Origin of the sequence: Halobiforma nitratireducens JCM 10879, assembly GCF_000337895.1 — an archaeon.
GTDB classification, from domain to species: domain Archaea; phylum Halobacteriota; class Halobacteria; order Halobacteriales; family Natrialbaceae; genus Natronobacterium; species Natronobacterium nitratireducens.
The window spans coordinates 242,845-267,647 of the sequence record NZ_AOMA01000063.1 but is presented as its reverse complement, the minus strand read 5'-3'; the positions used below and the strand labels follow the sequence as shown (position 1 = coordinate 267,647).

Annotated in this window: 28 protein-coding genes; 9 read left to right on the top strand and 19 right to left on the bottom strand. The window is 64.0% G+C overall.

All coding sequences use genetic code 11. The features are described 5' to 3' along the window. Positions 1-134 precede the first annotated feature (134 nt). The 3 genes from C446_RS05920 to C446_RS05915 form a co-directional block, all read right to left on the bottom strand. Positions 135-674, bottom strand: a complete 540-nt coding sequence (locus tag C446_RS05920; protein ID WP_204365907.1) for an alkaline phosphatase family protein — start codon at positions 672-674, stop codon at positions 135-137. Continuing rightward, a complete protein-coding gene (locus tag C446_RS18570) occupies positions 674-1,045 on the bottom strand; it encodes a hypothetical protein (protein ID WP_152419375.1) in 372 nt (123 codons plus the stop codon). Before C446_RS18570 ends, C446_RS05920 begins: the two co-directional genes overlap by 1 nt. A 425-nt stretch (positions 1,046-1,470) precedes the next feature. Next, entirely contained in the window at positions 1,471-2,481 is a 1,011-nt protein-coding gene (locus C446_RS05915) for a phosphatase PAP2 family protein (RefSeq protein WP_006672169.1), read from the bottom strand. 257 nt (positions 2,482-2,738) lie between these two features. Here C446_RS05915 and C446_RS05910 point away from each other — a divergent pair, with 257 nt between their 5' ends. The 3 genes from C446_RS05910 (at position 2,739) to C446_RS05900 (ending at position 6,104) form a co-directional block, all read left to right on the top strand. After that, positions 2,739-3,032: a GYD domain-containing protein gene (locus C446_RS05910; protein WP_006672168.1), complete on the top strand. Its 294-nt coding sequence runs from the start codon at positions 2,739-2,741 to the stop codon at positions 3,030-3,032. A 623-nt stretch (positions 3,033-3,655) separates the two neighbouring features. Next, complete coding sequence (locus tag C446_RS05905) at positions 3,656-5,116, top strand: cytochrome ubiquinol oxidase subunit I (protein WP_006672167.1); 1,461 nt, start codon at positions 3,656-3,658, stop codon at positions 5,114-5,116. Beyond that, entirely contained in the window at positions 5,109-6,104 is a 996-nt protein-coding gene (locus tag C446_RS05900) for a cytochrome d ubiquinol oxidase subunit II (protein WP_006672166.1), read from the top strand. Before C446_RS05905 ends, C446_RS05900 begins: the two co-directional genes overlap by 8 nt. 80 nt (positions 6,105-6,184) lie before the next feature. Here the strand turns inward: C446_RS05900 and C446_RS05895 are convergent, their stop codons facing one another. Beyond that, the gene (locus tag C446_RS05895; protein ID WP_006672165.1) at positions 6,185-6,592 is read right to left on the bottom strand and encodes a hypothetical protein; all 408 of its coding nucleotides are present in this window, start codon (positions 6,590-6,592) and stop codon (positions 6,185-6,187) included. 1,051 nt (positions 6,593-7,643) lie between these two features. Here C446_RS05895 and C446_RS05885 point away from each other — a divergent pair. Next, positions 7,644-7,859 (top strand): hypothetical protein, encoded by a 216-nt coding sequence (locus C446_RS05885; RefSeq protein ID WP_006672164.1) that lies wholly within the window; start codon positions 7,644-7,646, stop codon positions 7,857-7,859. A 73-nt stretch (positions 7,860-7,932) separates the two neighbouring features. Here the strand turns inward: C446_RS05885 and gvpM are convergent, their stop codons facing one another. The 8 genes from gvpM to C446_RS05845 all read right to left on the bottom strand — a co-directional run bounded on the left by gvpM (position 7,933) and on the right by C446_RS05845 (position 13,039). Continuing rightward, positions 7,933-8,301 (bottom strand): gas vesicle protein GvpM, encoded by a 369-nt coding sequence (gene gvpM, locus C446_RS19865; RefSeq protein WP_006672163.1) that lies wholly within the window; start codon positions 8,299-8,301, stop codon positions 7,933-7,935. Beyond that, positions 8,298-9,305 carry a gas vesicle protein GvpL gene (gene gvpL / locus C446_RS05875; RefSeq protein WP_006672162.1) on the bottom strand — a complete coding sequence of 336 codons (1,008 nt, stop codon included), beginning with the start codon at positions 9,303-9,305 and terminating at the stop codon, positions 8,298-8,300. Before gvpL ends, gvpM begins: the two co-directional genes overlap by 4 nt. Further along, entirely contained in the window at positions 9,302-9,652 is a 351-nt protein-coding gene (locus tag C446_RS05870) for a gas vesicle protein K (RefSeq protein ID WP_006672161.1), read from the bottom strand. Before C446_RS05870 ends, gvpL begins: the two co-directional genes overlap by 4 nt. 1 nt (position 9,653) lies before the next feature. Further along, the gene (gene gvpJ, locus C446_RS05865; RefSeq protein WP_006672160.1) at positions 9,654-10,244 is read right to left on the bottom strand and encodes a gas vesicle protein GvpJ; all 591 of its coding nucleotides are present in this window, start codon (positions 10,242-10,244) and stop codon (positions 9,654-9,656) included. Between the two features lie 188 nt (positions 10,245-10,432). Next, positions 10,433-11,380, bottom strand: coding sequence for a hypothetical protein (locus tag C446_RS05860; RefSeq protein ID WP_006672159.1), 948 nt, complete (start codon positions 11,378-11,380; stop codon positions 10,433-10,435). Continuing rightward, complete coding sequence (locus C446_RS05855; RefSeq protein WP_006672158.1) at positions 11,373-12,086, bottom strand: Hsp20/alpha crystallin family protein; 714 nt, start codon at positions 12,084-12,086, stop codon at positions 11,373-11,375. The genes C446_RS05860 and C446_RS05855 overlap by 8 nt, the downstream gene beginning before the upstream one ends. A gap of 66 nt (positions 12,087-12,152) precedes the next feature. Continuing rightward, positions 12,153-12,407, bottom strand: coding sequence for a gas vesicle protein GvpF (gvpF, locus tag C446_RS05850; RefSeq protein ID WP_006672157.1), 255 nt, complete (start codon positions 12,405-12,407; stop codon positions 12,153-12,155). 2 nt (positions 12,408-12,409) lie between these two features. Next, a complete protein-coding gene (locus tag C446_RS05845) occupies positions 12,410-13,039 on the bottom strand; it encodes a GvpL/GvpF family gas vesicle protein (RefSeq protein WP_049920064.1) in 630 nt (209 codons plus the stop codon). Between the two features lie 596 nt (positions 13,040-13,635). Here C446_RS05845 and gvpA point away from each other — a divergent pair. From gvpA to mutS, 5 genes are all read left to right on the top strand, one after another. After that, positions 13,636-13,923: a gas vesicle protein GvpA gene (gene gvpA, locus C446_RS05840; RefSeq protein WP_049920063.1), complete on the top strand. Its 288-nt coding sequence runs from the start codon at positions 13,636-13,638 to the stop codon at positions 13,921-13,923. 54 nt (positions 13,924-13,977) lie between these two features. Beyond that, the gene (gene gvpN / locus C446_RS05835) at positions 13,978-15,036 is read left to right on the top strand and encodes a gas vesicle protein GvpN (RefSeq protein ID WP_006672154.1); all 1,059 of its coding nucleotides are present in this window, start codon (positions 13,978-13,980) and stop codon (positions 15,034-15,036) included. Between the two features lie 52 nt (positions 15,037-15,088). After that, the gene (gene gvpO, locus C446_RS20230; protein ID WP_006672153.1) at positions 15,089-15,670 is read left to right on the top strand and encodes a gas vesicle protein GvpO, halophile-type; all 582 of its coding nucleotides are present in this window, start codon (positions 15,089-15,091) and stop codon (positions 15,668-15,670) included. Between the two features lie 159 nt (positions 15,671-15,829). Next, complete coding sequence (locus C446_RS05825) at positions 15,830-16,249, top strand: CHY zinc finger protein (RefSeq protein ID WP_006672152.1); 420 nt, start codon at positions 15,830-15,832, stop codon at positions 16,247-16,249. A gap of 50 nt (positions 16,250-16,299) precedes the next feature. Further along, the gene (gene mutS, locus C446_RS05820) at positions 16,300-19,062 is read left to right on the top strand and encodes a DNA mismatch repair protein MutS (RefSeq protein WP_006672151.1); all 2,763 of its coding nucleotides are present in this window, start codon (positions 16,300-16,302) and stop codon (positions 19,060-19,062) included. Positions 19,063-19,072: 10 nt separating this feature from the next. Here the strand turns inward: mutS and C446_RS05815 are convergent, their stop codons facing one another. The 7 genes from C446_RS05815 to C446_RS19295 all read right to left on the bottom strand — a co-directional run bounded on the left by C446_RS05815 (position 19,073) and on the right by C446_RS19295 (position 24,767). Further along, positions 19,073-19,318, bottom strand: a complete 246-nt coding sequence (locus tag C446_RS05815; protein ID WP_049920047.1) for a hypothetical protein — start codon at positions 19,316-19,318, stop codon at positions 19,073-19,075. Positions 19,319-19,572: 254 nt separating this feature from the next. Then, entirely contained in the window at positions 19,573-20,457 is an 885-nt protein-coding gene (locus C446_RS05810) for a phosphate ABC transporter ATP-binding protein (RefSeq protein ID WP_006672149.1), read from the bottom strand. Positions 20,458-20,510: 53 nt separating this feature from the next. Beyond that, a complete protein-coding gene (locus C446_RS05805; RefSeq protein ID WP_049920062.1) occupies positions 20,511-21,371 on the bottom strand; it encodes a PstA family ABC transporter permease in 861 nt (286 codons plus the stop codon). Positions 21,372-21,376: 5 nt separating this feature from the next. Beyond that, on the bottom strand, positions 21,377-22,318 hold the full coding sequence (gene pstC / locus C446_RS05800; protein ID WP_006672147.1) for a phosphate ABC transporter permease subunit PstC: 942 nt from the start codon (positions 22,316-22,318) through the stop codon (positions 21,377-21,379). Between the two features lie 5 nt (positions 22,319-22,323). Continuing rightward, complete coding sequence (locus C446_RS05795; protein ID WP_006672146.1) at positions 22,324-23,304, bottom strand: PstS family phosphate ABC transporter substrate-binding protein; 981 nt, start codon at positions 23,302-23,304, stop codon at positions 22,324-22,326. A gap of 327 nt (positions 23,305-23,631) precedes the next feature. After that, a complete protein-coding gene (locus C446_RS05790) occupies positions 23,632-24,618 on the bottom strand; it encodes a YeiH family protein (RefSeq protein WP_049920061.1) in 987 nt (328 codons plus the stop codon). An 8-nt stretch (positions 24,619-24,626) separates the two neighbouring features. Beyond that, complete coding sequence (locus tag C446_RS19295; protein ID WP_006672144.1) at positions 24,627-24,767, bottom strand: hypothetical protein; 141 nt, start codon at positions 24,765-24,767, stop codon at positions 24,627-24,629. Positions 24,768-24,803 lie beyond the last annotated feature (36 nt).

Here is a 24,803-nt window from a genome sequence, read left to right as displayed (position 1 = left end):
CCGCGAGAACGCGTTCTCGTGGCTTCCCTTCGTCGATCTGGTCCTTTAGCTCGTAGAGTTCCTCGAGTGTGATGTCATCGAGCCGTCCCATTACCACTTCCAGCGTCTCTACAGGTAAAGCACTTCCCTAGACACTATGAAACGATGTCCCTTCGGTTGTTGCTTTCGACTTCCAACCAGGGGACAAACCGTAGCTCTGGTGAGTATACGTTCCCTGGGTGACCATATGCTTTCGGCATAAACCATCCGTCGCCATCTCCGAGTAATTCTCCGTGGTCGGAAGAAATAACAGATTTCCCGTTGATTTCTTCAAGGAGGTGCTTCACCTCATCGAGTACAATTTCAAGGTTTTCTCTGTACAGCTCATGCAGTGTGTCGTTGGCAATATAACCCTTCTCAGCGGCGTTCCGCAACTGGGAAAAGTTCAATTCGGATTCCTCAGAGCTTTCTTCTCCATGAATAATATTCATCTTTTTGAACTGCATCCCGTGCTCATCCTGTAATCTGCCACGGACTTCGTCAGCTTTTGGCCCGATATACGGCGTGTGTGGTTGCATGAAATGGATGACCAGTCGTTTATCAGGGTATTCTTCGTGGGCATCTATTGCCATCTCGCGGATATGATCGGGCATCCATCCCCGATATCGCTTTTCGTGACGGTCATAGGTTTTCACTATGTTGAAGAATACATCGTTTTTTTTATCTTTTCCGTATTACCATTTCCAGTTACATACACTGTATCGTGTAATTCTTTCCCACTAAAATTTTCTTTCATAAATTCATAGCTCGTAGACCCTTTAGAAACAACCGATTGAAGATCACCGGAAATATCGTTCACTTCTTTGAAAACATCATGTCGGCACGCGTCTAAAAGGATTAAATTATCCCAGTCTTTGTCCATAACATCAACTCCGGTTCCGTGTTCGTTAATAAATAGCTTTTTTTGAGTGCGGGTGTGGAGAAGGTAATTCAATTCCTCAACAAAAAGAGAGGGGTTTTGCAGCGCGTTTTGTAGGCTGTCAATATTATATCTCTCTGGAACCATATCGGAAGTCTATTATCCACTGCTAAATATCCTCGTCATTCACTTCTTTTGCCATGAAGGGGATGAGGATACGAAAGGTGTGGGGGTAAGGTAAGTCATGGTGGAATAATTCGGGTCTGGCGCTTACTAATATATCCTACTTAGTTATTGATCCCATCATGGCTTGCGCCCAGTATTCGGCATATCGTTCCGAGTCTTACTACGAACCCACACGCATACTGACAGTACCCTATCAATATTGTGTTTATCATATTTCATTAATTTCTCCCGACCGACCAGATCGGTTGTTTCCAAGCAAGAAGAGAGAAGGACCGATCCCTACAGCAGTATTGGCACTACACCACATCAGGTCCTCACGAGGCTATTTGAAAGTAAAAGCAATTGATACAGTTCGAACTCGAGTCGGGCGGCGGACAAACTGGCTATCAGAACTCGGTTCGCTCGTCCGGACTCGGCTCGTCTCCGGTCGCAGCCGGTTCGACGTGACGGCCGCGAAACGGCAGGTGCGTCTGCAGTTTCTGGACGGCCTCCGTGTCGTCGAACTGGGAGGCGATGTACGGCACTGCGATCGCACCCCCGAACGCCAGCGCGAATCCGGCCGTTTCGATAATCGCAGCGAGACTCACGGTGACGCTTCCGGCGATCACGAACCCACCCTCCACGGCGATCAACAGATCGAGCAGTCTCACGGCAGCCAACAGCGGGAGAACGAGCAGTCCCAGGAGGAGAACGGACGCACCCAGCGGATCGGCCTGCCGGTTCTCGAGGAGGGGCCAGGTGACGAGCCCGCCCAGCGAGGCCCCGATGGCCATCGTCGTGAACTCCTCGGAGCCGAGAACGAACGCGGCAACCGCGATCACAAGCGAGAGCGCGAACATCGGGGTGATCGATCGCTTCGTGATCCGAAGCGCGACCGCCACGAGCAGGAGGCCGAGCACCGCCCCGATGATGACGTCACCGAGATAGTGGACGCCGATCACGACCCGTGAGAGCGGTATCGTGACGATGAGAGCGCCCGCCACGGCGTACCGTTGCCGGCGCGTTCCCACGTCCATTACGACTGCCAGTGCCCCGTAGACCGCCGCGGCACCCATCGCGTGGGCGCTGGGCGTACTCCAGCCCGGATACTCCGCCGGTGCGAACTCGAGCGGTGGTTCGGCCACGTACAGCGGCCGGGGGACCTCGAAAATACCTTTCAGACCGGCGACGAGAGAGAGCGTCGCGACGGCGACCGCGAGCACCATCGCTCGGTCGTGTCGGTCCGCTTCCTCTCCGAACCAGTATAGCAGGGCCGCGACGGCGACGAGCGTCGCACCGTCGCCGAGCGTGGTCACGACTCCGAACGCCTCGACGACGATCTGGGGGAGCGCCTCGCTGATCGCTCTGTTTAGCTCCGGATCGAACAGCACCGTCGGCAACTCTCGTTGCTCGCTCATTACGTAGCGGTTCAAACGTGTCCGTGATAATAGTTGATCACGACCGGCTATCTACGAGCGGTCCGTCGACGGTGACCGGCTCGACCCCAACTCGAGAGCGTGTCAAAACGTTGTTCTCGAGGTTCCGACGGGGCAATCACTGCGGATCGACACGGGAGACAGCGTCCCGAACGATGTGTTGGGAGGTGATTCAGTTCGGATTTCGGTCCGGGCCGGGTAGTAGATTTATTACTCCCGCTGGTGGCGATACCCCTGCCATGCCGACCTACGTCACGCTGTGGGAGTTCACCCAGCAAGGTGCCCAGGCGATCAAGGAAAGCCCCGCACGTGTCGACCACATCGAAGAGCAGTTCGCCGAGATGGAGGGGGAGTTGCGGGAGTTCTACATGCTGATGGGACAGTACGATACCATCACGATCAGCGAGTTCCCCGACGACGAGACGGCCGCACAGGCGGTGCTCGCAGTCACCGAGGACGGCAACGTTAGCTCCGAGACGTTCAAGGCGTTCTCCCGGGAAGAGGCCCGAACCCTGATCGAGGACTTGCCGTAGCGAGTGGCGATCGGTGGCTACGCCCGCTCGAAGCGGGCCAAGCAAGCCGGCGCAGTTCCAGTCGATCAGGACCTCGACAACCCCTGGAGTTCCAGCGCCATCTCGGCGACCTCGTCGACCGTCGCGGGCTCCCATCCACCTCGTGGCTATTGTAGCCACTGCAAGTCAGTGCGCACCTGCTCGCCAGACGGATCGGCGATCAGTGTACAAATCGTTGCAGTTGGTACTACAGCTTCGAAGTTCCGGCAGGAGACGCAGTTTAGACAGAACCAGTGAGGGACCCCGGTTTTAGCCGTGAGTTCCTGAGGCCGTATTTAGCTGGGTGTCGGACAAACGTGTGTCACGAGCTATCGTCCGGACGGACACTCGCGATCGCGGACGAGTTCGCTGGCGCTTCCTCGAGCGGAGGATTGGGTCCAGAACATGTTCGGCCGGTGGCGCGCGGAACGACCGATCTGACGAATCGAGCCGCTATCGTCGTCGAACAGGGGCGATCGACCGTGGCTGGTGGCTGCTCTCCGAGAAGTAGGAACGACTCGTCTGGGCATAAAAAACGGGGTATACTCTTCGAAGACGGGATTCGTCGACGTGGGAATTAGTGGGGCCGTTCGTACTCGATTGCGATGTTCGTCTGGGTACCGCCGGCCGTGTCTGCCGAATCGATCGCGGAGGTCGCCTCGATCGTCGCGTTTCTCTCCCCGGAACTGGCCAGCCGACTCCAGTTCGGCTGGACGATTTCGATACACATCGTTTTCGCCGCGCTATCTGTCGGACTGGCTCCCTTTCTCGTCTACGTTACCGTCCAGGAGATTCGAACGGGAAAGAACCGTTACGCCCGACTCAGGTCGTTCTGGACCAAGGTCTTTGCCGTCGGATTCATCATGGGGACGGTCACTGGCATCCCGATGGGCTTTATGTTCGGCACCAACTTCGGCGGGTTTTCGACGACCGCTGGTGAGGTCGTCGGTGGTCCGCTCTCGTTCGAAGCGCAGATGGCGTTCTTCCTCGAGGCCGTGTTCCTGGGCGTGTTGCTGTTCGGCCGCGAGCGCGTGTCGGACCGATTTTACGCGCTGTCAGCGGTGCTCGTCGCCGTCGGCGCGTGGCTGTCCGCGTTCTGGATCTTGGTCGTCAACTCCTGGATGCAGACGCCGCGGGGGTACGAGATCGTGATGGAGGGCAGCGTTCCGGTCGCCGAACTCACCGATCCGCTTGCCGCGTTTTTCAACCCACGGTTTCCGTGGATGTACGTCCACATGCAGAACGCGGCAGTGCTGTCGGTGACGGTACTCGTCGCCGGGATCGCTGCGTACTTCGTCTGGAAGCACCGGGACAGCGACGTCTGGCGGACGGCACTTCGGATCGCCGTCGTCGTCTTGCTTCTGACAGCGGCGTTCCAGGCCGTCCACGGAGACATGTACGGTCGCCACGTCGCCGAAACGCAGCCCCAGAAGTTCGCGGCGATGGAAGCCCACTACGAGACCGGGTCCGCGGACCTGCACATCGTTGCGATCCCGACCGAACTCGAGTCGTTTACCGATCCGCGGGCGGACAACCTCTATACGATAAGCGTTCCGCACCTGGCGTCGTTCCTCGCCACGGGTGATTTTTCGGCGGAAGTGACGGGGCTGAACGACTTCGAGTACGAGTCGCCGCCGGTCGCGTGGGTGTTCTGGTCGTTCCGGATCATGGTCGGTCTCGGGCTCTGGTTCGTCGCGCTCGGTGCGTGGGGGACGTACCGCCTCTGGAAGGGGCAACTCGAGGACGACGAACGGCTACTGAAAGCGTTGATGATCTCGTCGCCGCTCGGGTTCGTCGCGCTGATCACTGGCTGGTACGTCGCCGAAATCGGTCGTCAGCCGTGGCTAATCCAGGACGTGCTCAAGACGGCAGACGGGGTATCGCCGCCGGTGACCGGAACGGAGGTGACGCTGACGTTGGTCGCGTTCGTGGTCGGTTATCTCCTGTTGTTCGGCGTCTTCCTCTACGTCCTCAAGCGAATCGTCGACGAGGAAGCCAATCGACACGAGGCCGGGATCGACGAACACGGCGGTCCGAATCGACCGGAGGTGACTACCGATGACTGATATCCTGTCGGCCGCGGCGTATCTGGTAGCGCCCCTTCCGGAACTGTGGTTCGGACTGGTCGTCGTCGCGCTTGGCGGGTATCTCCTGCTCGACGGGTTCGACTTCGGGCTCGGGATACTGTTCGCCGAAGCGGATCAGCGAGAGCGGGAAACGTTGCTCGCGGCCTTCGGCCCGGTGTGGAAGGCCAACGAGGTGTGGCTCGTCCTGTTCGGCACGGTGTTGTTCGCCGGTTTTCCGGCAGTCTACGCGAACGTGCTCTCGCGGCACTACCTGCTCGTGTTCGCGATCCTGTTTGCACTCTCGCTTCGTGGGCTCGGTTCGAAACTCCGCGAAGAACGTGAGGACGAGCGGTGGGTCCGGTTCTGGGACGCCTGTTTCGTCGTCGGTAGCGCCACGTCGCCCTTCCTACTGGGGACGTTCGTCGCGAGCTGGGTACTCGGGGAGCCCTCGGCCCTCGCGGTCGGTCCACTGATCGTCGGGGTGACGGTCGTCACTTTGACTATCGTCCTCGGAGGTGCGTTCCTCGGCGTCAAAACCGAAGGCGACCTCCGTCACCGCGTCCTTCGACGGGGTCGACTCGCGACCGGCGGTTACGTCGGGCTGTTCGTCGTTACGGCCGTCGTCTTGCTCCGGCACTACCCCGAGCTACGGGCCGACGTGCTCTCGCCAGTAACGGCGGTCGTCGTCCTCGCGACGGTAGGGTTCGCCGTCGTCTATGCCGTTTCGGTGTCCCACGGCCAGTACCGCATCGTCGTCGCCGCTGCGGGCGGACTCGCGGCTGCGTTCGTCACGTTCGTCGCTCATCTCCTGTACCCGCTCGTCGATCCTGCAGCCGGGCTGACGATCCGAGATGCCGTCGTTTCGCCGCTGGCGCTCAACGTCGCCTCGATCGTCGCGGCGGTGTTCGTCCCGATCATTCTCGGGTACTTCGTCTTCCTTTACTCGCTGTTTAGCGGCCCGCCGAATCCCGACCAACGGTACAGCTAGTAGCCGTCTTCTCCAGGCAGTGCCCAACGGATGGGACACGACCCACACTCGAGAGCACACTCGTCTCGAGGCAACCGCCCTCACTCCGACGCGAGCCGCGCCTCGAGGACGGCGGTATGAACCGTGCGGAGATCGGTTTCCTGGATGATCGTCGCGGCTTCGAACCGTTCTCGAGCGGCTGCGACGGTTTCGGGTTCGGCCGCGACGTGGGTCAACGCGAAGGTATCGTGATCGAGTGCTTCGGCGGCCGCGAAATCGGCCGCATCGTACAGCGTCGCGAAGTCGGTGACCACCGAGGAGAGGAGTTCGTGGGTCACCGCTGCTCCGGGATCGCCCGCCGGAATCGTCGACGCCGACGGATCGAAGTACGCCTCGAGGTCGACGACGCCGGCCTCGTCGTAGAGGTGGCCCTCGAGTTCCTCACGAACCTGTTTCGAGAGGTACAGCCCGTACGTCCGGTAGTGTGCCGGGTCGTTTCCAGCGTTCATACCCTGCATTCGTCGGGGTCCTCCTCAAAGGTACGGACCGAGGGTTCGGCGAACCGGTTCGGGATCGATCTCTCGTACCGGGTCCGGGTCGGTCACAGAGGGGGACGGCGTGCTCGCTGTCGTACCCGCGGTTCACTGGTGAGACGAGGCGGATACCGCGAGCTTGACTCCGAGCGGCTGACGGCAAACCCTGTGGGTTCGCGAGGGAAGGTAGCCAAACCGAAGCCGAACCGAGTGATCCCCGGGACGCTGTCGGAAGACACTGAACTGACCGAACAGGACACTCAGTGCTAAAATGAGCGACAGCCGAAGGAATCCGGACGGGGGCGGGAGCCCGACCGGCGTGAGAGACATGAGCGTACTCGAAGCGGGGGCGAGTCCACTTCCGAGCGATCCGGGCACGAACGCACGCAATCGGCTGGTCAGCGCGTCGATCCGGGCTGAGCGCGTACCCGGCGGGGCATTCCATCCCCGCAGGTGGGGCTACGCGAGTGGCCCCCTTTGTTATGGATTCGATTGGGTCGACGTAGTCACTACACACTGGTGACAGGAACGGTGTAACCAGGTTATAGCCGGCAACTATGACGGCTCAGGGGCGACCGCCGACTACCGACAACGAACTCGCGTTCTCGGATCGGTTCGGGACGCTTGCGATCCGAGACGGTCGTCTCGAGAGTCCATGGGATCGACTCGGGTCGGTTCACCGCCGACACGGGTCGACCATAGCGGACTCGCCGCCGACGAACGGCTCGAACGATCCACGACGGCTCCCGATTACGGATCGAAAGGGAATGATACCGGTCCGGATGTCCGTGATTGAAGACCGGTTTGCCGGTCACTTACGCCGACGAGGACGTGACGGCGACCCCCGTCCCGTCTTTCGGTATACACCGTTTACTGGTGCTCGAGAGGACGCCGTTCTCACAGCGGTCGTGCCACGAGATACCACGATAATCACACACCCGTCCTCGAGAAGAAGACGATGGTTGCGCTTCGACGGCAGTGTGTTACAAGCCGGATAACTACAACCGGTCCAACCGACCGACCGGATATGATCACCTGCTCTAACTGCGAGACGCCGCAGTTCCTGCAGATAACCCAGAGCCGGGTCTACTTCGAGGACGGTGAGATGATAAACGAGATTTCGGAGTCCTACGAGTGTACCCTCTGTGGCTCGACCGGCCAGTACGTCTACGACGAGGACCACAACGAGGAACGGGTCAGTGGGGATGTCGAACTGACTACGGAGCGGCCGAAGTTCGCCTGACACAGGTTCGTCGGTGTTGTCCGGGTGCGACCGGCTTCGCTTCGCCGTCGTCGGGTACTCACTCGAGTTGACGCTACTCCTGTTCGTCGTTCCAATCGATCCGCTCGCTCACGTCGTCTACGACCTGGTCGGGTCCGTCGTCTCCGTCGTGACCCTCCGATTCGGGCTGGGTCTCGGGTTCGGCCAGCGGCGCACGGCCGTTCGACCCGACGGCAACGCTTTCGCTTCCACTTTCGTGACGCCGCCGGTGGCGGGCGTCCCACTCCTCGAAGAAGCCGTACTCGGTCATCGTTTTCATGCCCGCGATCGCCGCGGTGAGCTTGATGCCGACGAGGGGAATCTCCGCGACCGAGACGATCATGTCCGCACGGAGCACGGCACCGTCCCTGAGTAACACGTCGATCACGTCGACGAGCGCCTCGTCGTCCTTGCGTGGTCTCATCGGTTACGATCGCCTCGCTTGGACCCGAAACCGTCGGCTTCGGGCCCGTTCTCGTTTCGCTTGCCGCCCAACTCCGGCGCGAACGTGTACGGCGGCCACGGTCCCGTGAACCGAACCTCGAGGCCGTCAGTCGTGGCCACGTCGTCGAGGATGGACCCGATCGCAGCCTCGTCGTCCTCGTGGGCGAGCAGCGTCAGCCGACAGAGGGTATCGCCTTTGCCGCCGCTGTGGACGCCGTCCTCACTCGCCGCTCCATCGCCGTCGTGGTCGCCGACGGCGTCGTCGAACGAGGCCGTCGGCGATCGCTCGAGTTCGTGTACCTCTCGTGCGGTGCCGGCCAGCCGGTCGCGAAGGTCGGCCGTCAGTGACTCCCGGCGGCCCGCTCGTAGCTCCGCGAGCCGCTGGTCGAGTTTTTTCTCGAGGAGGAACGCAGTCCCTTCCTCCGAGCTCGCGATCCGTGCATCGAGTTCCCGCAGTCGCTCGTCGCGTGCGATCAGCGCCCCGTCGTCGATCGGCTCGGTTTCGACGACCTCGACGCGGTACTCCCAGTGGCCGGCCAGTTCCGACAGCGCCCGCTCGAGCGTCCCACGTTCCGTTTCGAGCCACTTGCGGACCCGCTCGTCGTCCCCACGGAGGATCGTGTCGAACTGGAACGGGATCGGCGTGTCGAAGGCCTCGCCGGCGTCGTCGACGACCGTCTGGTGGCGGACGAGCCAGCGCCTGACCTGTGCCAGATTCGCCGAATCGTAGATGCCGTCGCAGGCGTGGACGACTGCACCGATTCCGTCCTCACTGACGACCGAGACTGGCTCGCCGTCGACGCCCGTCGTCTCGAGGGTTGGATCGTCGCCCTCGGTCGGCACGATACAGTAGAGATAGCGTCCGTCGTCGATCTCGGGCAGGTCGTCTACGGCCGGGTCGGCTCGTTCCTCGAGACCTGTCTCGGGTTCGTCGGCGACGTCGGCCGCGTCGCTCACGTCCGGTTCTGGATCGCCGGAAGTCACGGCCCGTCACCTCCGAAGACGGAGTAGCCCGGCTCGCGGACCGAGGTGGGTTCGCCGCCCGAGCGGAGTTGCTGGATCGCATCGTCGACCAATCCGTCCAGATCTCCCCGGAGGTCCTCGACGCCGTCCTCGATCCCCTCGTCGCGTTTGAGCTGGTCGATCTCGGATTCGATTCGCGCGAGCTGTGTGCCGAGACGCTCTATCTCCTCGTCGGTGAGTTCGCCCGACTCCATTCGCCGGACGGCCTCGCGCTCGAGGGCCTCGATGAGGATTTCGACGACGGTGACGACGAGGGTAACGAGCCCCTGGCGCGCGTCCTCACCGTCGCCGACGTCGATCGTGGTCACGTCAGTCTCCCTCCGTTTCGGACTCGGCGTCGGGGTTGGCTTCGATCTCATTCCCGCTCTCTTCTGACGCCGACCCACCGTCTCCGCCGCTTTCGTCGCCGTCCTCGCCGCCGCTGATCAGATCGAATCCACCGCTGGTCGGTCGCTCCGGATTCGGTCTGGCTCCGAGGCGATCGGTTCCGCGATCGGGGGGAGCGAAGGGGCTGTCGTCTTCGGTCTCAACGCTCTCGCTTTCGTCGTTCGCCCGGTCTCCGTCCTCGCGTCGCTCGTCGTCGGCGTCCCGCTCGTCCGGCGTCGCGTTGACTCCACGGGTCGGGTCGATCGCCGGGTTCGGGCGGTCCATCTCCGTGAGTCCCGGTTCGTCGACCGCCTGTGCGACCCGTCGCATGTCCGTCCCTTCGGGAAACTCGAGACCGTACTTCGCTGCGGTCTCGAACGAGGCGATCGCCGCCCGGAGCTGGACCCCGAGCAGCTGGGTGTCACCGATCGAGACGGCGATGTCGGCGTTGATGACGATCCCCTTGTCCAGCAGCATCTCGACGACCTCCGCGAGATCCGTCTTCTGTCGGCTGGGCTGGAAGTCGTCAACCATCGGTGTCACCTCGTGCTCGAGTAGAGAGAGTGGTCGCGAGTGTGCTCGTCGTCGCCCCCGTGGCTGTGGTCGGAGTCGCGACGGTCGTCGCCCTCGCCTTCGCTCTCGCTCTCGGTCGCGGTCGCGCTCTTGCCTCCGCGGGTTCGCGTCCTCGTCTCGGTTCGTCCCCGTCGTACCGCGGCTGTCGTTCAGTCATCGTCGGATTGCCTCTGTTTCTCCTGCTTCCGCTCCAGTTCCCGTTCTCGTTCCCGCTCTCGTTCTCGCTCTCGCTCTCGTTCCTGTTCGAACCGCTGACCGTAGATGCGCTTCCGACTCGGAGCCGTCGAGAGGTGCACGTCCTGTGGGACCGTCGCGTGTTTGACCCCGCTGCCGACGGCCGCGCGGTCGGTCGGCATCGTCGACGCCGCCGTCGGGTTCCGCGAACTCGGGCTCGTGTCCCGCCGGCGCATCCGCTCGCGGTTGTACTCGACCAGCCGTTCGAACGTCTCGTGGGTCTCGAGCAGCGCCGTTCGGAAGGCATCGATCCCCTCCATCGCGCCCTGTTGGATGGCGACCTGGTAGGCCTCGGGGTCTTCCATCACGTCGACATCGCCGAGCATCTCGATGACATCGGCGTCCTCGAACGTCTCGCCCTCGCCCCCGACGAGATCGAGTCCGTCGTCGGCGACCGCCGACGCAGCGTCCTCGATTACGCCGGCGTTCTCGCCGTCTGCGGCCAGATCGTCGATCGCGTCCTCGAGTTCGCGTTTCTCTTCCCAGAGAGAACCCAGATCGGTTGCGTCCCAGGCGTCCAGGAGGTCGATCGCCCGAAACAGCTGTGTGAAGTTCACGACATCACCGACACCGGCGTCGTCGTCGGTCAACGCCGCGGGAATTTCGCCGGTTTCGACTGCCTCGACCAGTTCGTCGGCATCGACGGCCTCGGGGAGCTCGCCGAAATCGATCGTCTCGAGCAACTCCTCGGTCTCGGCGGCCACCGATGCGAGCGTCTCGACGTCGCCGAGAACCGACTCGGCCGTCTCGGGATCGAGTTCGTCGATGCTCTCGAGACCCCCGAGACACTCGTCGACGTTCTCGAGACAGGTCTCTGCTTCCGCGAGAAGCTCGTCGAACGCGTCACTGCCCGCGTCACTCATGCTCGTCCCCCGGTCCGTGTCCGGTTCCGTTCTGGCTGTCGTCGATCCCCGCGTCGTCCGGCGTTGCCTCGACCAGTACCGTCAGTACGCCGTTGTTGATCGTCGCCTCGGCGGTCCGGTCCGGCCAGGGGACCCGGCAGCGTTCGATCTCGTGGCCCGACACCGCGACGACGAGCGTCGAGTCGTCGAAACCGACGGTGACGTCGTCCGGATCGACGCCGGCCACGTCGGCCGTTACCAGCAACTCGTCGTCCTGGCGTCGGGCAGTCACGCGGTAGCCCTCGGACGGAGTCGACGATCCGGACGACGAGCCAGACCGTGGCGTTCGGTTCCGATTCTGGCTCCGGTCTCGACGATCACCCGGCCAGAACCTCGAGCCCGGACCAGACCCGGACGGCCGACCGTCCGTCCCGCCGTCGCGTCCTTTCACCGTCTCGTGGTCGAACCCGGATTCGTCGAGCAGGTCCGTGCCCGTACCGACGGACACGTGGTAATCGAGGACCGTTCGATCGGTCCGCGTTCGGCCGGTCGCCGAACCCGATCGCTCGAGGCGCTCGAGCGCGGAGAGGAGACTCGAGAGCCAGTGGTCGTCCCGTTCGCCGGTGTCGGGCTCGCTCGAGCCGTCGTGGTCGGGCTGTGGGTCGCCGTCGGCACCGGTGTCGTCGCTCGGCTCGTCTCCGTCGTCGGACGTGTGGTCGTCGGTCATGGTTGGTGTTGAGTCGAGTTCGTGGGGGCAGGGGGTTCGAAGTCGGGAGCGACACGATCGGACCAGTCAGGACTTCACTTCGACCCGACCGCTCGAGAGACGCTCGTGGACCTCCTGTGCGATCTCGATTTCGGCCTCGAGTTCTTCTTTGCGCTCACGGTACTCCTCCTCGGAGCGGTCGCCGATCTCGTACAACAACTGGTTTTCCTTGAGTTCGTCTTCCAGCGCGTCGATGTCGTACATCTCGTCCAGCGCGAGCGTGTGCAGCGTATCCACGATACCGACGAACGGCCGGAACAGGAGGTCGTCGAGGACGAACATCGTTAGCGTTGTGCGCCGATTTCGACGTCGACGAAACTGTACGGTGCGAACGGGCCCGTGTAGCGAACGGTCACCTCGTCGTGTGAGTCGGCTTCCTCGAGCCGGGCGATCGCCTCGTCGAACGCCTCCCGGTCCTCGCGTTCGATCAGGTACGACCGATTGAGCACGAGCCGGTCGCTGAACAGGCCGTTGGGGACCGATTGGGCGGCGATGGACTCGAGTTCCTCGGCGACGGCCTCTTCGATCGCGTCGTCGTCGACCTCGGCGTCCTCGTTGCGGACGACCTTCAGCCCGAGTTCGATCCGTCCCTCGACGTCGTTCATCGCACGTCGGAACGCCGGTCTGGCTCCGCGGAGGACGTTTTTTATCGTCCGATCACTCTCGAAGGCCATGCCAAACTGCATCGGAACGATCGCCCGGTCCCGGTCGATCATAATCTCCCGCAGGATGTCGTCGTGGCGCTGGGCGTCCTCGTCCGTCTCCTCGGGATCGGTCGTGTCGATATCGGAGACGACGGCACCGAGTCGCCGGTGCGAGATCGTGTACACCCGGTCGGCACCGGCGACCGCGTCGGTCTCGAACTCGACCGGGTCCCCGTCGACGACCCCGTAGACGTAGCGGTGACTCGTCATCGGTGGATCACGCTCCTGTTCCGGACTCGAGCTCGAGGTCGGGCTCGCGGTCGTCGCTGGCGTCGAAATCGTTCGAGCATCATGGGGCTGTAAGCGTCGTGTTCGAGCACGGCGGCCGACGGATCGATGGATCGTCACGTCCTCTCCCGTCGACGGCTGGGGTCAGTCGCCGGTACTCGAACGGCTCGTCACGCGACGTTCGGTAGCTCGCCGCGTTACCGTGATGCTTGCAGACGCAGCCTCGCCGGCGTTCGATCCCGTCGCTCCCGTCGTCCCGCTACCTGTTCGCGTTCGCGACCGACTCCGGCCCGGAACCCGCACCGACGCCGACTCGCTCGTAAGCCGATTATGTAACAGCAGTTGCGTTTCCTGGCCGTCGGTTGCCTACTACTGTCGCCCTCGGCTGGAGGCCACGCCATCGAAACGGAGCGGTTCATCTCCTTCGAGACGTGCTCAGAGGGTTGTTGGGGCGCGACGACACAGGTATCGACTATCGACTATCGACTATTCGACCGAGCGGCAGTCGACTGTCGCGACCTGACTTGCAGTCGCAGCGCCAGCCGTGTTACGAGGCCGCCGCGAACGGTCCGATGTTCATGGCACAACCACAACGCCGGCCCGACTCCTCGAGTCTCGCGGAGGTGCTCGACCGCATCCTCGATAAGGGCGTCGTCATCGACATCTGGGCGCGGGTCTCGGTCGTCGGCATCGAACTGCTGACGATCGAGGCTCGCGTCGTCGTCGCTTCGGTCGATACCTTCCTGCACTACGCGGAGGAGATCGCAAAAATTGAGCAAGCCACCGCGGAGGGCGATCTCGAGGAACTCGAAGAACTCGAGGTCGAGCCGCGGCCGGAATCCTCGCCGCAGTCGGCGACCGAGTGATCCAAGCAACAGCCACACTCACAGCAGACTCACCACTTCACACAACCAATATCGATGGGTGACGACTCCGCGCGCAAGCGCAAGGTTCGCGGTCGCAAGATCAGGAGCGACCGCTCCAAGAAGGAGGGTCGAAAAGCGAAGAAAGAACTCGCGCGGAAGGCGTCAGCGGCCCGCGAGCGAAACGGCGACAGCCCCTTGTCCCCACCCGAGGACGTCGTCCCGGAACCGTTCGTCGAAACGGACGCCGTCGCGTCGGTCAGGGATCGGACCACCGGCTGGCTCGAGGCCGATCAGCCGGTTCACCTGATCGGCCCTACGGGCTGTGGAAAGACCTCACTCGCGTTGTCGGCCGCCGCGGAACGGGGCCGTCCGGTCGTCTGGCTCAACGGCGACGAGGCCGTCGACACGGCCGCGCTGGTCGGCGACCACGCCGGCGGCGAGCGTTACACGGAAGACGACCGGTTCGTGAGCGGGGTCAGCAAGCAGACCGAAATCGTCCGCGAGCGCTGGGTCGACAACCCACTCTCCGTGGCAGTACGTGAAGGTGCGACGCTCGTCTACAACGAGTTCTCCCGCAGCGATCCCGCCGCCCACAACGTCTTGCTCTCGGTCTTCGAGGAAGGCGTCCTCGAGCGGCCGGGCAAGCGCGGGGAGGACCGGACGATCGACGTCCACCCCGAGTTCCGGGCGATCCTCACGTCGAACGACGTCGAGTACGCCGGCGTCCACCGACAGCAGGACGCACTGCTCGACCGGTTCGTCGGCGTTCACGTCGGATACTACGACGGCGAGACGGAACGCGAGATCGTCGCTTCCCACGTCGATCTTCCGGACGAAGCCGTGTCGACCGTCGTCGACGCCACCCGCTCGCTTCGGGACGACCTCGGGGTGGTCGTCGGGACGCGGGCGGCAATCACGGCCGCGAAGGGGCTCGCGGTCTTCGACGGCGGAGCGGACGACTCCGACGTGTCGGGCGACATCGACGACGAGTTGCTGACGGAGGTGTTCACCGACGTTCTCTCGCCGAAGGTCGCGGGCGCTGCGGACGCCGAAGACGGGGCGGGAATCGACACCGTAGACGACCTGCGAGCGGACATCGCCGACGCGATTTAGCATCGAGTCATAGAGCGACTTCCCCAGCCGATCCGAAACCCTTCCCCACGCGATGGCAGAAGCCGATCGACAGAACGCGACCGATCAGAACCAGTGCAGAGCGCTCACGGAGGACGAGGAGCGCTGCTCGCGACCGGCCCGGGAGGACGGCTTCTGCTACCAGCACGACGAGAGTGATCCAACCGTGAGCGACAGTCAGACAGTCGACGACGAGGAACAGACAGCGCAATCACGAGACGGGACCCAGGAAGAAACGGCCGACGGCGAGACCGACTCCCGAAGTCGGGAGCTCGGCCCCGATATGACTGCTGAAGGGAAGACCGACCCCGACCCCGAGTCCGTCGATGCGGATGTCGATACCGATCACGACGAGATCGAGGGCGTCCTCGCGGTGCGGCGGACCGTCCAGTCGACCGCGGGTGAACTCATCGGTCGCGAGTTCGACGCCGTCAGCGAGATCGCCCCGACCGACGACGGCTGGCGGGCCGTCGTCGAGGTCGTCGAGCGTCGAGCGGTGCCCGACACCCAGGACATCATCGGCCGCTACGAGATCGAACTCGACGACGACGCCGTCGTCCACGGCTATCGGCGGCTCGATCGGTACCGCCGCGGCGATACGGCGGCGTTCGAGTAGTGGGGCCGTCGACGGCCTCGTTCGCTCTCGTCGTCTGTGGTCTCTCGTTTCACCCGGCCAGTCCTGTCCGCCCCTCGTTTTCCGGACTGCCAGCGCTGGACGCCTCGAGGAGAATCCAAACGCCGAAGGTCCGGCGAGCCGTCGCCTCGAGCGAGGACTGTGTCCGAATCCGATCCCGACGCCGATCCCAACCGTGATTCCGACGCCGATCCCAACCGTGATTCCGACGCCGATCCCAACCGTGATTCCGACGCCGATCCACCCGTCCGCGGGGTCGACGTCGACCACGACACCCGCTGTACTCACTACCGCACCGACCGCGACGTGGTCGCGTTCAAATTCCAGTGTTGTGAGACGTACTACCCTTGCTTTCGCTGCCACCAGGACACCGCCGACCACGACGCCGTCCCGTGGCCTCGAGCGCGGTTCGACGAACCGTCGGTGCTCTGTGGCGTCTGCCGGACGGCGGTTACCGTTCCCGAGTACCTCGAGGCCGACTACTGCTGTCCGTCGTGTGACGCGGCGTTCAACCCCGGCTGCGAGGCCCACGCTCACCTGTATTTCGAGACGGAAACGTGACCGACGGCGACCAGCAAGCTATTTCCGCGTCGGGCGGTCGACCTGTGGGTATGGATCCGGCGCTTGGCCCTCCCGAAGCGATGGCCGAGAAACGCGACGAGCTGACGCCGATGATGGGTCAGTACCACGACCTCTGTGAGCGGTACGACGACGCGCTCGTTCTCTTCCAGGTCGGTGACTTCTACGAGACTTTCTGTGGCGCGGCCGAACGCACCGCGCGGCTGCTCGAGGTGACGCTGACCAGCCGCGAAGACTCGACCGGCGAGTACCCGATGACCGGCATCCCGATCGACAACGCCGAGTCCTACATCGAGGACCTGCTCGAGGCCGGTTACCGGGTCGCAGTCGCCGATCAGGTCGAAGAGCCCGGCGAGTCCTCGGGCGTCGTCGAACGGGCCGTGACACGGGTCATCACGCCGGGAACGCTCACCGAAGACGAACTGCTCTCGAGCGACGACAACAACTTCGTGGCGGCGGTCGCCCGTGGCCCGGGCGATCACGACGGCCTCCCGGACCGTGATGCACACCTCGCGCTCGCCTTGCTCGACGTCTCGACTGGCGATTTCCTCGCGACGAGTTCGTCCTCTGAAGAGGCGATTGCGGACGAAATCAGCCGCTTCGATCCCGCAGAGGCGGTCGTCGGTCCGGACGTACGGGCCGGTCGTGGCGACGCGACTCCCGACTCGAGTGTACCCGACGACACGGACTTCTTCCCCGAGGACTGCATGGTGACACCCTTCGACGAGGCGGTCTTCGACCGTGACCGGGCCGCCGAGACCGTCGCCGACTACTTCGGAGCCCCAGACTCGCTGCTCGCGAGCGACCCCGAAATCCGGGCCTGTGGTGCGTTGCTCGAGTACGCCGAGTACGCCCGCGGGAGCGAGAGCGAGGCGGAGGCCGAAGCCGACGACGAACGGGAAAGCGACCGCCTCGAGTACCTGACTCACCTCAGACGATACGACCCCCGGGAGTACCTGCTGTTGGATGCCGTCGCGCTCCGCAGTCTCGAGTTGTTCGAACCGCGTGCGGTCCACAGTCGGGACGACGCGACGCTGGTCGGCGTCCTCGACGAGACGGCCAGTGCGCTGGGCGGCCGGAAGCTCCGGGACTGGCTCCGACGGCCGCTGCTCGAACCCGACCGGATCGAGGCGCGACTCGACGCCGTCGAGGAACTGAACGGATCGGTTCGGGCCCGCGAGAAACTGCAGGAGTTGCTGCGGGACGTCTACGATTTAGAACGACTGATCGGTCGCATCTCACGCGAGCGGGCAAACGCCAGGGACCTGCGCTCGCTGCGGGACACGCTCGCGGTGGTCCCGGACGTGCGGGCGCAACTCGAGGACGCCGACTGCGAGCGACTCGAGCAGCTTCACGCGGACCTCGACCCCCTTGCGGACGTCCGGGAAGTGATCGACGACGCCATCGTCGAGGACCCACCGATCGAGATCACGGAGGGCGGAATCATCGCCGAGGGGTACGACGGGGACCTCGACGATCTGCGGGAAACGGCCCGCGACGGGAAACAGTGGATCGACGACCTGGCGGAACGCGAGCGTGAACGCACCGGCATCGATTCGCTGAAGGTCGGCTACAACTCTGTGCACGGCTACTACATCGAGGTGACGAATCCGAACCTCGATTCGGTACCCGAAGACTACCAGCGCCGGCAGACGCTGAAAAACTCAGAGCGGTTCGTCACGCCGGAGCTCAAGGAACGCGAAGACGAGATCGTCGGGGCCGAGGAACGGGCCGACGAACTCGAGTACGAGCTGTTCCGCGACGTGCGCAAGACGGTCGCCGACGAGGTCGAACGGGTCCAGGACCTGGCCGACGCGCTCGCGACCGTCGACGCCCTCGTTTCGCTGTCGACCGTCGCCGCACAGTACGACTACGCTCGGCCGGAGTTGCTCGAGCGCGATCGCGAGCGGGGCGAGCGAGGCCTCGAGATCGATATCGAGGGCGGCCGCCATCCGGTCGTCGAGCGTACCCAGGCGTCGTTCGTGCCAAACGACGCGCGGTTCACCGACGGGCAGCGACTCGCTGTGATTACGGGGCCCAACATGTCGGGGAAGTCGACCTACATGCGACAGGTCGCCCAGATCGTCCTGCTTTCCCAGGTCGGAAGCTTCGTCCCGGCGAAGTCGGCTCGCCTGACGCCAGTCGATCGAATCTTTACCCGCGTCGGTGCCAGTGACGATATCGCCGGCGGGCGCTCGACGTTCATGGTCGAGATGGACGAACTCGCTACGATCCTGCGGGAGGCCGACGAGCGGTCGCTGGTCCTGTTAGACGAGGTCGGTCGGGGGACCTCGACCGCGGACGGGCTCGCTATCGCGCAGGCGATCACCGAACACCTCCACGACGAGGTCGGCGCGACGACGCTCTTTGCGACCCACCACCATCCGTTGACGGAGGTCACGGAGCAACTCGCGGACGCGTTCACGCTGCACTTCGAGGTCGACCAGGCCGACGGCGAGGTCGTTTTCCGCCACGAGGTCGCCCCCGGCGCTGCCACGGGGTCGTACGGCGTCGAGGTCGCGACGGCGGCTGGGGTCCCCGAACCGGTCGTCGAGCGCTCTCGGGAACTGGTCGCCGAGGCCGAAGATAGCCCACATGCCGGAGGTGAGGGGACTGGAACCGCGGTAGAAGAGCCCACCGCCGACGCCGGGTCGACAGCCTCGAGGACAACGGCCGACGGCGGAGACGTTCCGGCCGATGTCGCCGCCGAACTCCGTGCGCTCGATCTCGGTCACATGACTCCCGTCGAGGCGCTGACGGAACTCGATCGACTGAAACGACTCCTCGAAGAGTAACGGCGAACCGTTACAGCCCGCGCTCGTAGCCACAGGCCGGGCAGAACAGCCGGGTCTTTCCGACGAGCGTGTAGGCGCGGTTGCACTTGCTGCACTCACAGCCGATCGAGAGACCACGGTCGCGGGCTAGTCCGGAGACGGTGTTTCGAAGCAGCAACTGCTCGCGTTCTATCGCGTCGACGCGGCGACGAAGCGTCGCCACGGGTCGGGGTGGCCGTTCTGACGGTCGGTTTCTGGAGGTGTTCGATCGGTACATCGACCGCTGTACGCGTCGTGTGGACAAAACCCTCTGGGTCGGGGGGACGGTTCGGTTTTCGGTTTTTGTTTTCCTCGCTTTCCTCGCTTTCCTCGCTTTCCTCGTTTTTCTCACCCTGTTTGTCTCTCCGCTCTCTCAGACGGTGTCCTGTACGTCGTTGCCGGTGTAACTGCGACCCGAAGCGGTTGTCCCGGGAAATCGGTACGGCGATCCGTATCACTCGTCGGGGTCTCGCCCGAATCTCGCAAAGTCGGTCATCGCTCCGCCCGAACCGGGTCCGTTCTCGCTCCGTCCGCGTCGTCGGTCCCGGCAGCTGCGGCGTGGTCGTCACGTTCGTTGCCGCCGGTCGCCCCTGACGCGGCAGTGTCGGACCCGCCGACGAACGCCTTCGTTCGCTCGGTCTGGGGATTCGTGAAGAACGATTCGGCGTCGTTGGCCTCGACGACGTCGCCGAGATAGAGAAAGACCACGTCGTCGGCGAGCCGGCGGGCCTGGTCCATGCTGTGAGTGACCATGACGATCGTGTACTCGTCTTTCAGATCGGCAAGCGTCTCTTCGACGGTTTCGGCCGATATTGGATCGAGCGCGGAGGTCACCTCGTCACAGAGTAAGACATCGGGCTCGACGGCCAGCGAACGCGCGAGACAGAGCCGCTGAATCTGTCCGGTCGAGAGTTCGGCCCCGGGGGCGTCGAGTCGATCTTTCACCTCGTCCCAGAGGTTGACCTTCCGCAGGTAGCTCTCGACACGCTCGTCGAGTTCCTCCGTGGAGCCGTAATCGCCGTGGATTCGGAGCCCGTAGGCGACGTTCTCGTAGATCGACAGCGGTAGCGGCGTCGGCTTCTGTGGGACGTAGCCGATCCGTCTGCGGACCTCCGGTGTGGGCTCGTCGGTGTCGTAGATCGACTCCCCGTTCAGCCGAACGTCGCCGGTTATCTCGACGTTCGGCTGGATCTCGTGGAGCCGGTTGAGCGACTTCAACAGGGTCGACTTCCCACAGCCGGAGGGGCCGATGATTGCCGTCAACCGGTTGGCGCTAAACTCGAGGCTGACGCCTTCGACGGCGTCGACGGTACGGTTTCCAGTGTACGTTACGGCGAGATCGTCGGTGATGAGCGTCGTGTCGGTCGATTCGGTCATGGTGTCGGCCTCGTGTGGGTGGTGTGGTAGCGTGGGTGCTTGTGTTGGACTGCTCACGAATGCCGTCCTCCCGGTGCGAAGCGAGCGTAGCGTCCGGCGAGCAGTTTCGATGCGAAGATCAGGGCCAGGACGGCGACGATGAGGACGAACGCCGCCGCGTAGGCGTGGGAGCGAACCTCGGCGTTGAACGACATCGCCTGATCGAAGATCAGTACGGGCAGCGTCGTGGCCGGTTCGAACGGGCCGCCGGGCATGTTCGTGCTCCGGCCGGCGGTGAAAAGCACCGTCGCGGCGTCACCGATCCCACGGGCAAACCCCATGACGATGCCGGCGACGACCCCGGGCAGGGCGGCCCGGACGGTCATCAGCGCGGTCTCGAACCGCGTCGCGCCGAGGCCGTAGGTCGCCTCCTTGACCGTCTCCGGTGCCGACCGCAGCGCCTCGTCGGTGTAGCGTGTCATGATGGGGTACTGGAAGATCGCGATGGCGACGATCCCGAAAAACAGGCTCGTCTGTGCCCCGACGGCGATGATCACCGTCAGCACGAACACGCCGTAGACGATCGGTGGCGTCCCCCAGAGGACGTTCAGGAACATGTTCACCGCGTCGGCGAACCGCTCGCTCGAGTAGTCGCTCTGGAGGTAGATCGCCGTCGAGACGGCAAGCACCATCGAGACGACCGTCGCCGGGCCGACGATGAAGATGCTTCCGAGCACCGCATGGAGGAAGCCCCCGTCGCCCTCGAGCATGTACCGTGAGCCAGGAGGCGTCACGGCGATGGCAGGATCGGTAAGAAAGACCCGTCCGCCGCGGTAGATCGTGACGGCGACGACGCCGAGCATCACGGCGACGACGAGTGCGGCCGCACCGCGGGCGAGCCAGCCGAACAGGCGCTGTCTGGCGTACCGGTCCAGCGCCATCAGTACTGCCACCTCCGTTGCAGCCGGCGACGAACGAGCATCGCACCGAAGTTGAAAAGCCAGACGACGACCACGAGCATCACGCCGACGAAGATCAGCGCCGACTGGGTCAGCGGCAGGCTCATCAGTTCGCCGAAGTCGTTGACGATCAGCGTCGGTAGCGTCTGGCCGGTCGCAAAGAGCGAGTCTGGGAGCTGGGTCTGCCCACCTATCAGCATCGCCGGGACGATCGTCGCGCCGAAGACGCGGCCGAAGCCCAGCAGGATCGCCGAGAAGATCCCTGGCCCGGCAGCCCGCAGCAGCACCGAGCGGATCGTCTCCCACTTCGTCGCGCCGACGCCAAGCGAGGACTCCCGGAGTTCGTCCGGCAGCGCCTCGAGCGACTCGACCGACAGCGAGATCATGAAGGGGGTGACGACGATCGCCATCACCAGGCTCACCGTGAAGATGCCGAGGCCGGTCGTGTCGGAGCCGAACGCGGGTGCGACGTAGTCCCCGACCAGCGGGACGACGACGATCAGGGCGACGAGCCCGAAGATGACGCTCGGGATCGCCGCGAGCACGTCGATGAGCGACGAGACGAGCGTCTTCGTCCGTCCTTCGGCGTACTCGGCGATGTAGATCGCCGCGAGGATCGCGATCGGCGTCCCCATCGCCATCGAGAGCAGGGTGACATAGACTGTGCCGACGATCGCCGGCAGGAATCCGAACTCGTTTTGCGCGGGGTCCCAGTTCGAGGTGGTCAGCATCTGGACGACCGAGTACTCCGAGAGCAACGGCAGCGACTGGTACAGCAGCGTCAGGACGATCAACGCGAACAGGGCAATCGCGAAGTAGCCCGCGCCGCCGAGCCAGTAGCTGCTCAGCCGCTCGACGAGCAGCCGTCGATCGAGGCGACCCGAGCCGTCGGTCGCCGATTCGGTTCCCGTCGAACCCGCCATTCAGCTCACGGCCCCTCGGCCAGGTTCTCCTGGGCTTCCGTGAGCCGCTCGTCCTCGAGTGGCACGTAGCCGTTCTCCCTGACGTACTCCTGACCCTCCGTGAGGACCCACTCGACGAACTCGGCCGCCTCGTCCTCGAAGGGACCGTTCGAGGCGAGGAACATCTCCCGTGCGGGCGGGGCCGGATACTCGCCCGCTTCGACCGCGGCGAGGAACTCGTCGCGGGTCTCGTAGAAGTCCTCCTCCTCGGAGAGCCCCTCGCCGTCGCGGTCCAGCGGGACTGGACGGATGTCTCCCTCGAGTTCCCCGCTGTCGAGGTGGTAGACGTAGTTGATGTTGTTCAGCGAGATGGCGTGCTCGTTGTTGGCGACGGCTTCGGCGACCGGCTGGTCCCCGTTGTGGTTGGCGTCGGCCAGTTCCTCGAGTTCGTTCTCGGTGTAGGCGTCGTCTTCGCCAGCGAGGAAGTCGCCCCACTGCTTGTACGCCGCCGAGGCGTCCGAGCGGCCGTAGACGGTAATCTCCTCGTCGACGTCGGCGTCGACCAGGTCGCCCCAGTTCGTGATCTCCTTTGTGAAGACGGCCTCGAGTTCCTCCCGGGACAGCCCGTTTTCCTGCAGGTCCTCGAGAACGGGGTTGTCGACGTTGACGGTTCCGACGACGGTGTCGATGAGCATCGGGACGGCGAACAGCCCTTGCTCGATCTCTTCTGGCTCGGGCTCTCGGCCCATCATCGCGATATCGACCTGATCGTTGAGCACGTCGGAGACGCCGACGCCGGTGCCGCCCCCGGAGATGTCGAACGACGCCTCGGACTGGGCTTCGTACCTGTCGGCCCAGACTTCGACCATCGGCAGCGGACCGACGCCGCCCGAGATCCGGACGGTGTTTCCGCCGCCGCCGAGCGCTCCAGCACAGCCCGCGAGCGAGACGACGGAGCCGACACCTGCGAGACGAAGCACCGAACGGCGCGAACGGTTCGCTTCCATAACGTGCCCCTTCCTAGTCCCTATCTCCTTGTATCAGCATCTGTACCTGCAATTATTCGCCGTACAACTCGAAACCAGCAATACTCTCCGCCCACACGAACCGCCCGCACGAGGCGATTCGAACGTGAGGCCCCCACTCTCGAGGGAGAACGGGCTCGTCGGTCACCGGGCGGCGTGTCGTCCGCGATGACGGAGTGCCACCGCCATTCGCTCCCGACCTCGAGCGCGAGCGGGGCTCGTGGTCCGTAATCGGAGAGACGACGCCAACGTGGCTGGCGACAATACTTGCACTCGACGCCGACGCGCCGTCGATGGGACTAGTCGCTCTTAGACGAACGCGGTCACTGCAGCGAGCGAGAGCCCGCTTGCAAACACAAGTGCCGTCAGGACGACGAGCACGGGCATCGCGCCAGTACTTCGAAGCTCGGCGAGTCGTATCTCGGTCCCGAGACCGACGAACGCGAGGACGAACAGCCAGCTGTAGGCGTTCTCCAGCGAGGCCTGCTGCCCGGATGAGAAGACACCCACACTCGAGAGTGCGACGAGTCCCAGAAAGCCGAGGACGAACTTCGGGAACTCGTCCCAGAGAACCCGCGGTGAGAACTCGCTCGTGTCGGTGCCCGACCGGGCGTAGTAGCTCGCGTAGGCGACGACGACGAGCCCGATGAGGGCGTTGCGGGCGAGTTTCGTCATCGTCGCCCACTGGCCGGCCGCCTCGGAGTAGGCGAAGCCGACTGCGACGACGGGGCCAGTCGAGAACATGCTGACACCCGCCCAGACTCCGAACGCGACATCGGAGAGCGAGAGGAGTTCGCCGACGATCGGGTAGACGACGATAGTGACGGCGTCGAACAGCAGGATCGTCGCCGCCGCGTACGCGATCTGGTGCTCGCGGGCGTGGATCGCACCGGCGACCGCGACGATCGCGGAGACGCCACAGACGCTGCTTCCGGCGGCCAGCAACGAACCCAGCCGGTCGGAGAGGCCGGCGACGGTCCGCGAGAGAAGCTCGACGGCGACCAGCGTCGCTGCGGGAACGCCGATCACGATCGCGAGGACGACGCCGCCGACCTCGAGGATCGTTTCGAGGGTCAGCGACGCGCCCATGAGGACGATCCCGGCACCCAGCCAGAGCTTGTGGGTCCCGATGCCGGGTGCGAGACGGTCGGGAACGCCGACGGTATTCGCAAGCACCACGCCCGCGGCGATGGCGACGAGCAGGTGGTTGATCCCCGCGACCGATTCGACACCACGAGCCAGGACGGCCCCGAGACAGAGGACGAGGAGCCCCGGCAGGAAACGACGGAGCGACACGGTTCGACTCACCAGGGGACCCTGATCTCGAGCGCGACGGTCGCGACGACGATTGCCGCGCCGACGGCGACGCTTTGCCAGTCGCGCTCGAGGGCACGCCACCGAGAGTAAACGGCCGCGAGCCCCACTCGCCAGCGATCGAACGACATTCGTTCTGAGCCTCCGGTGTCGTACACTTACGGTTG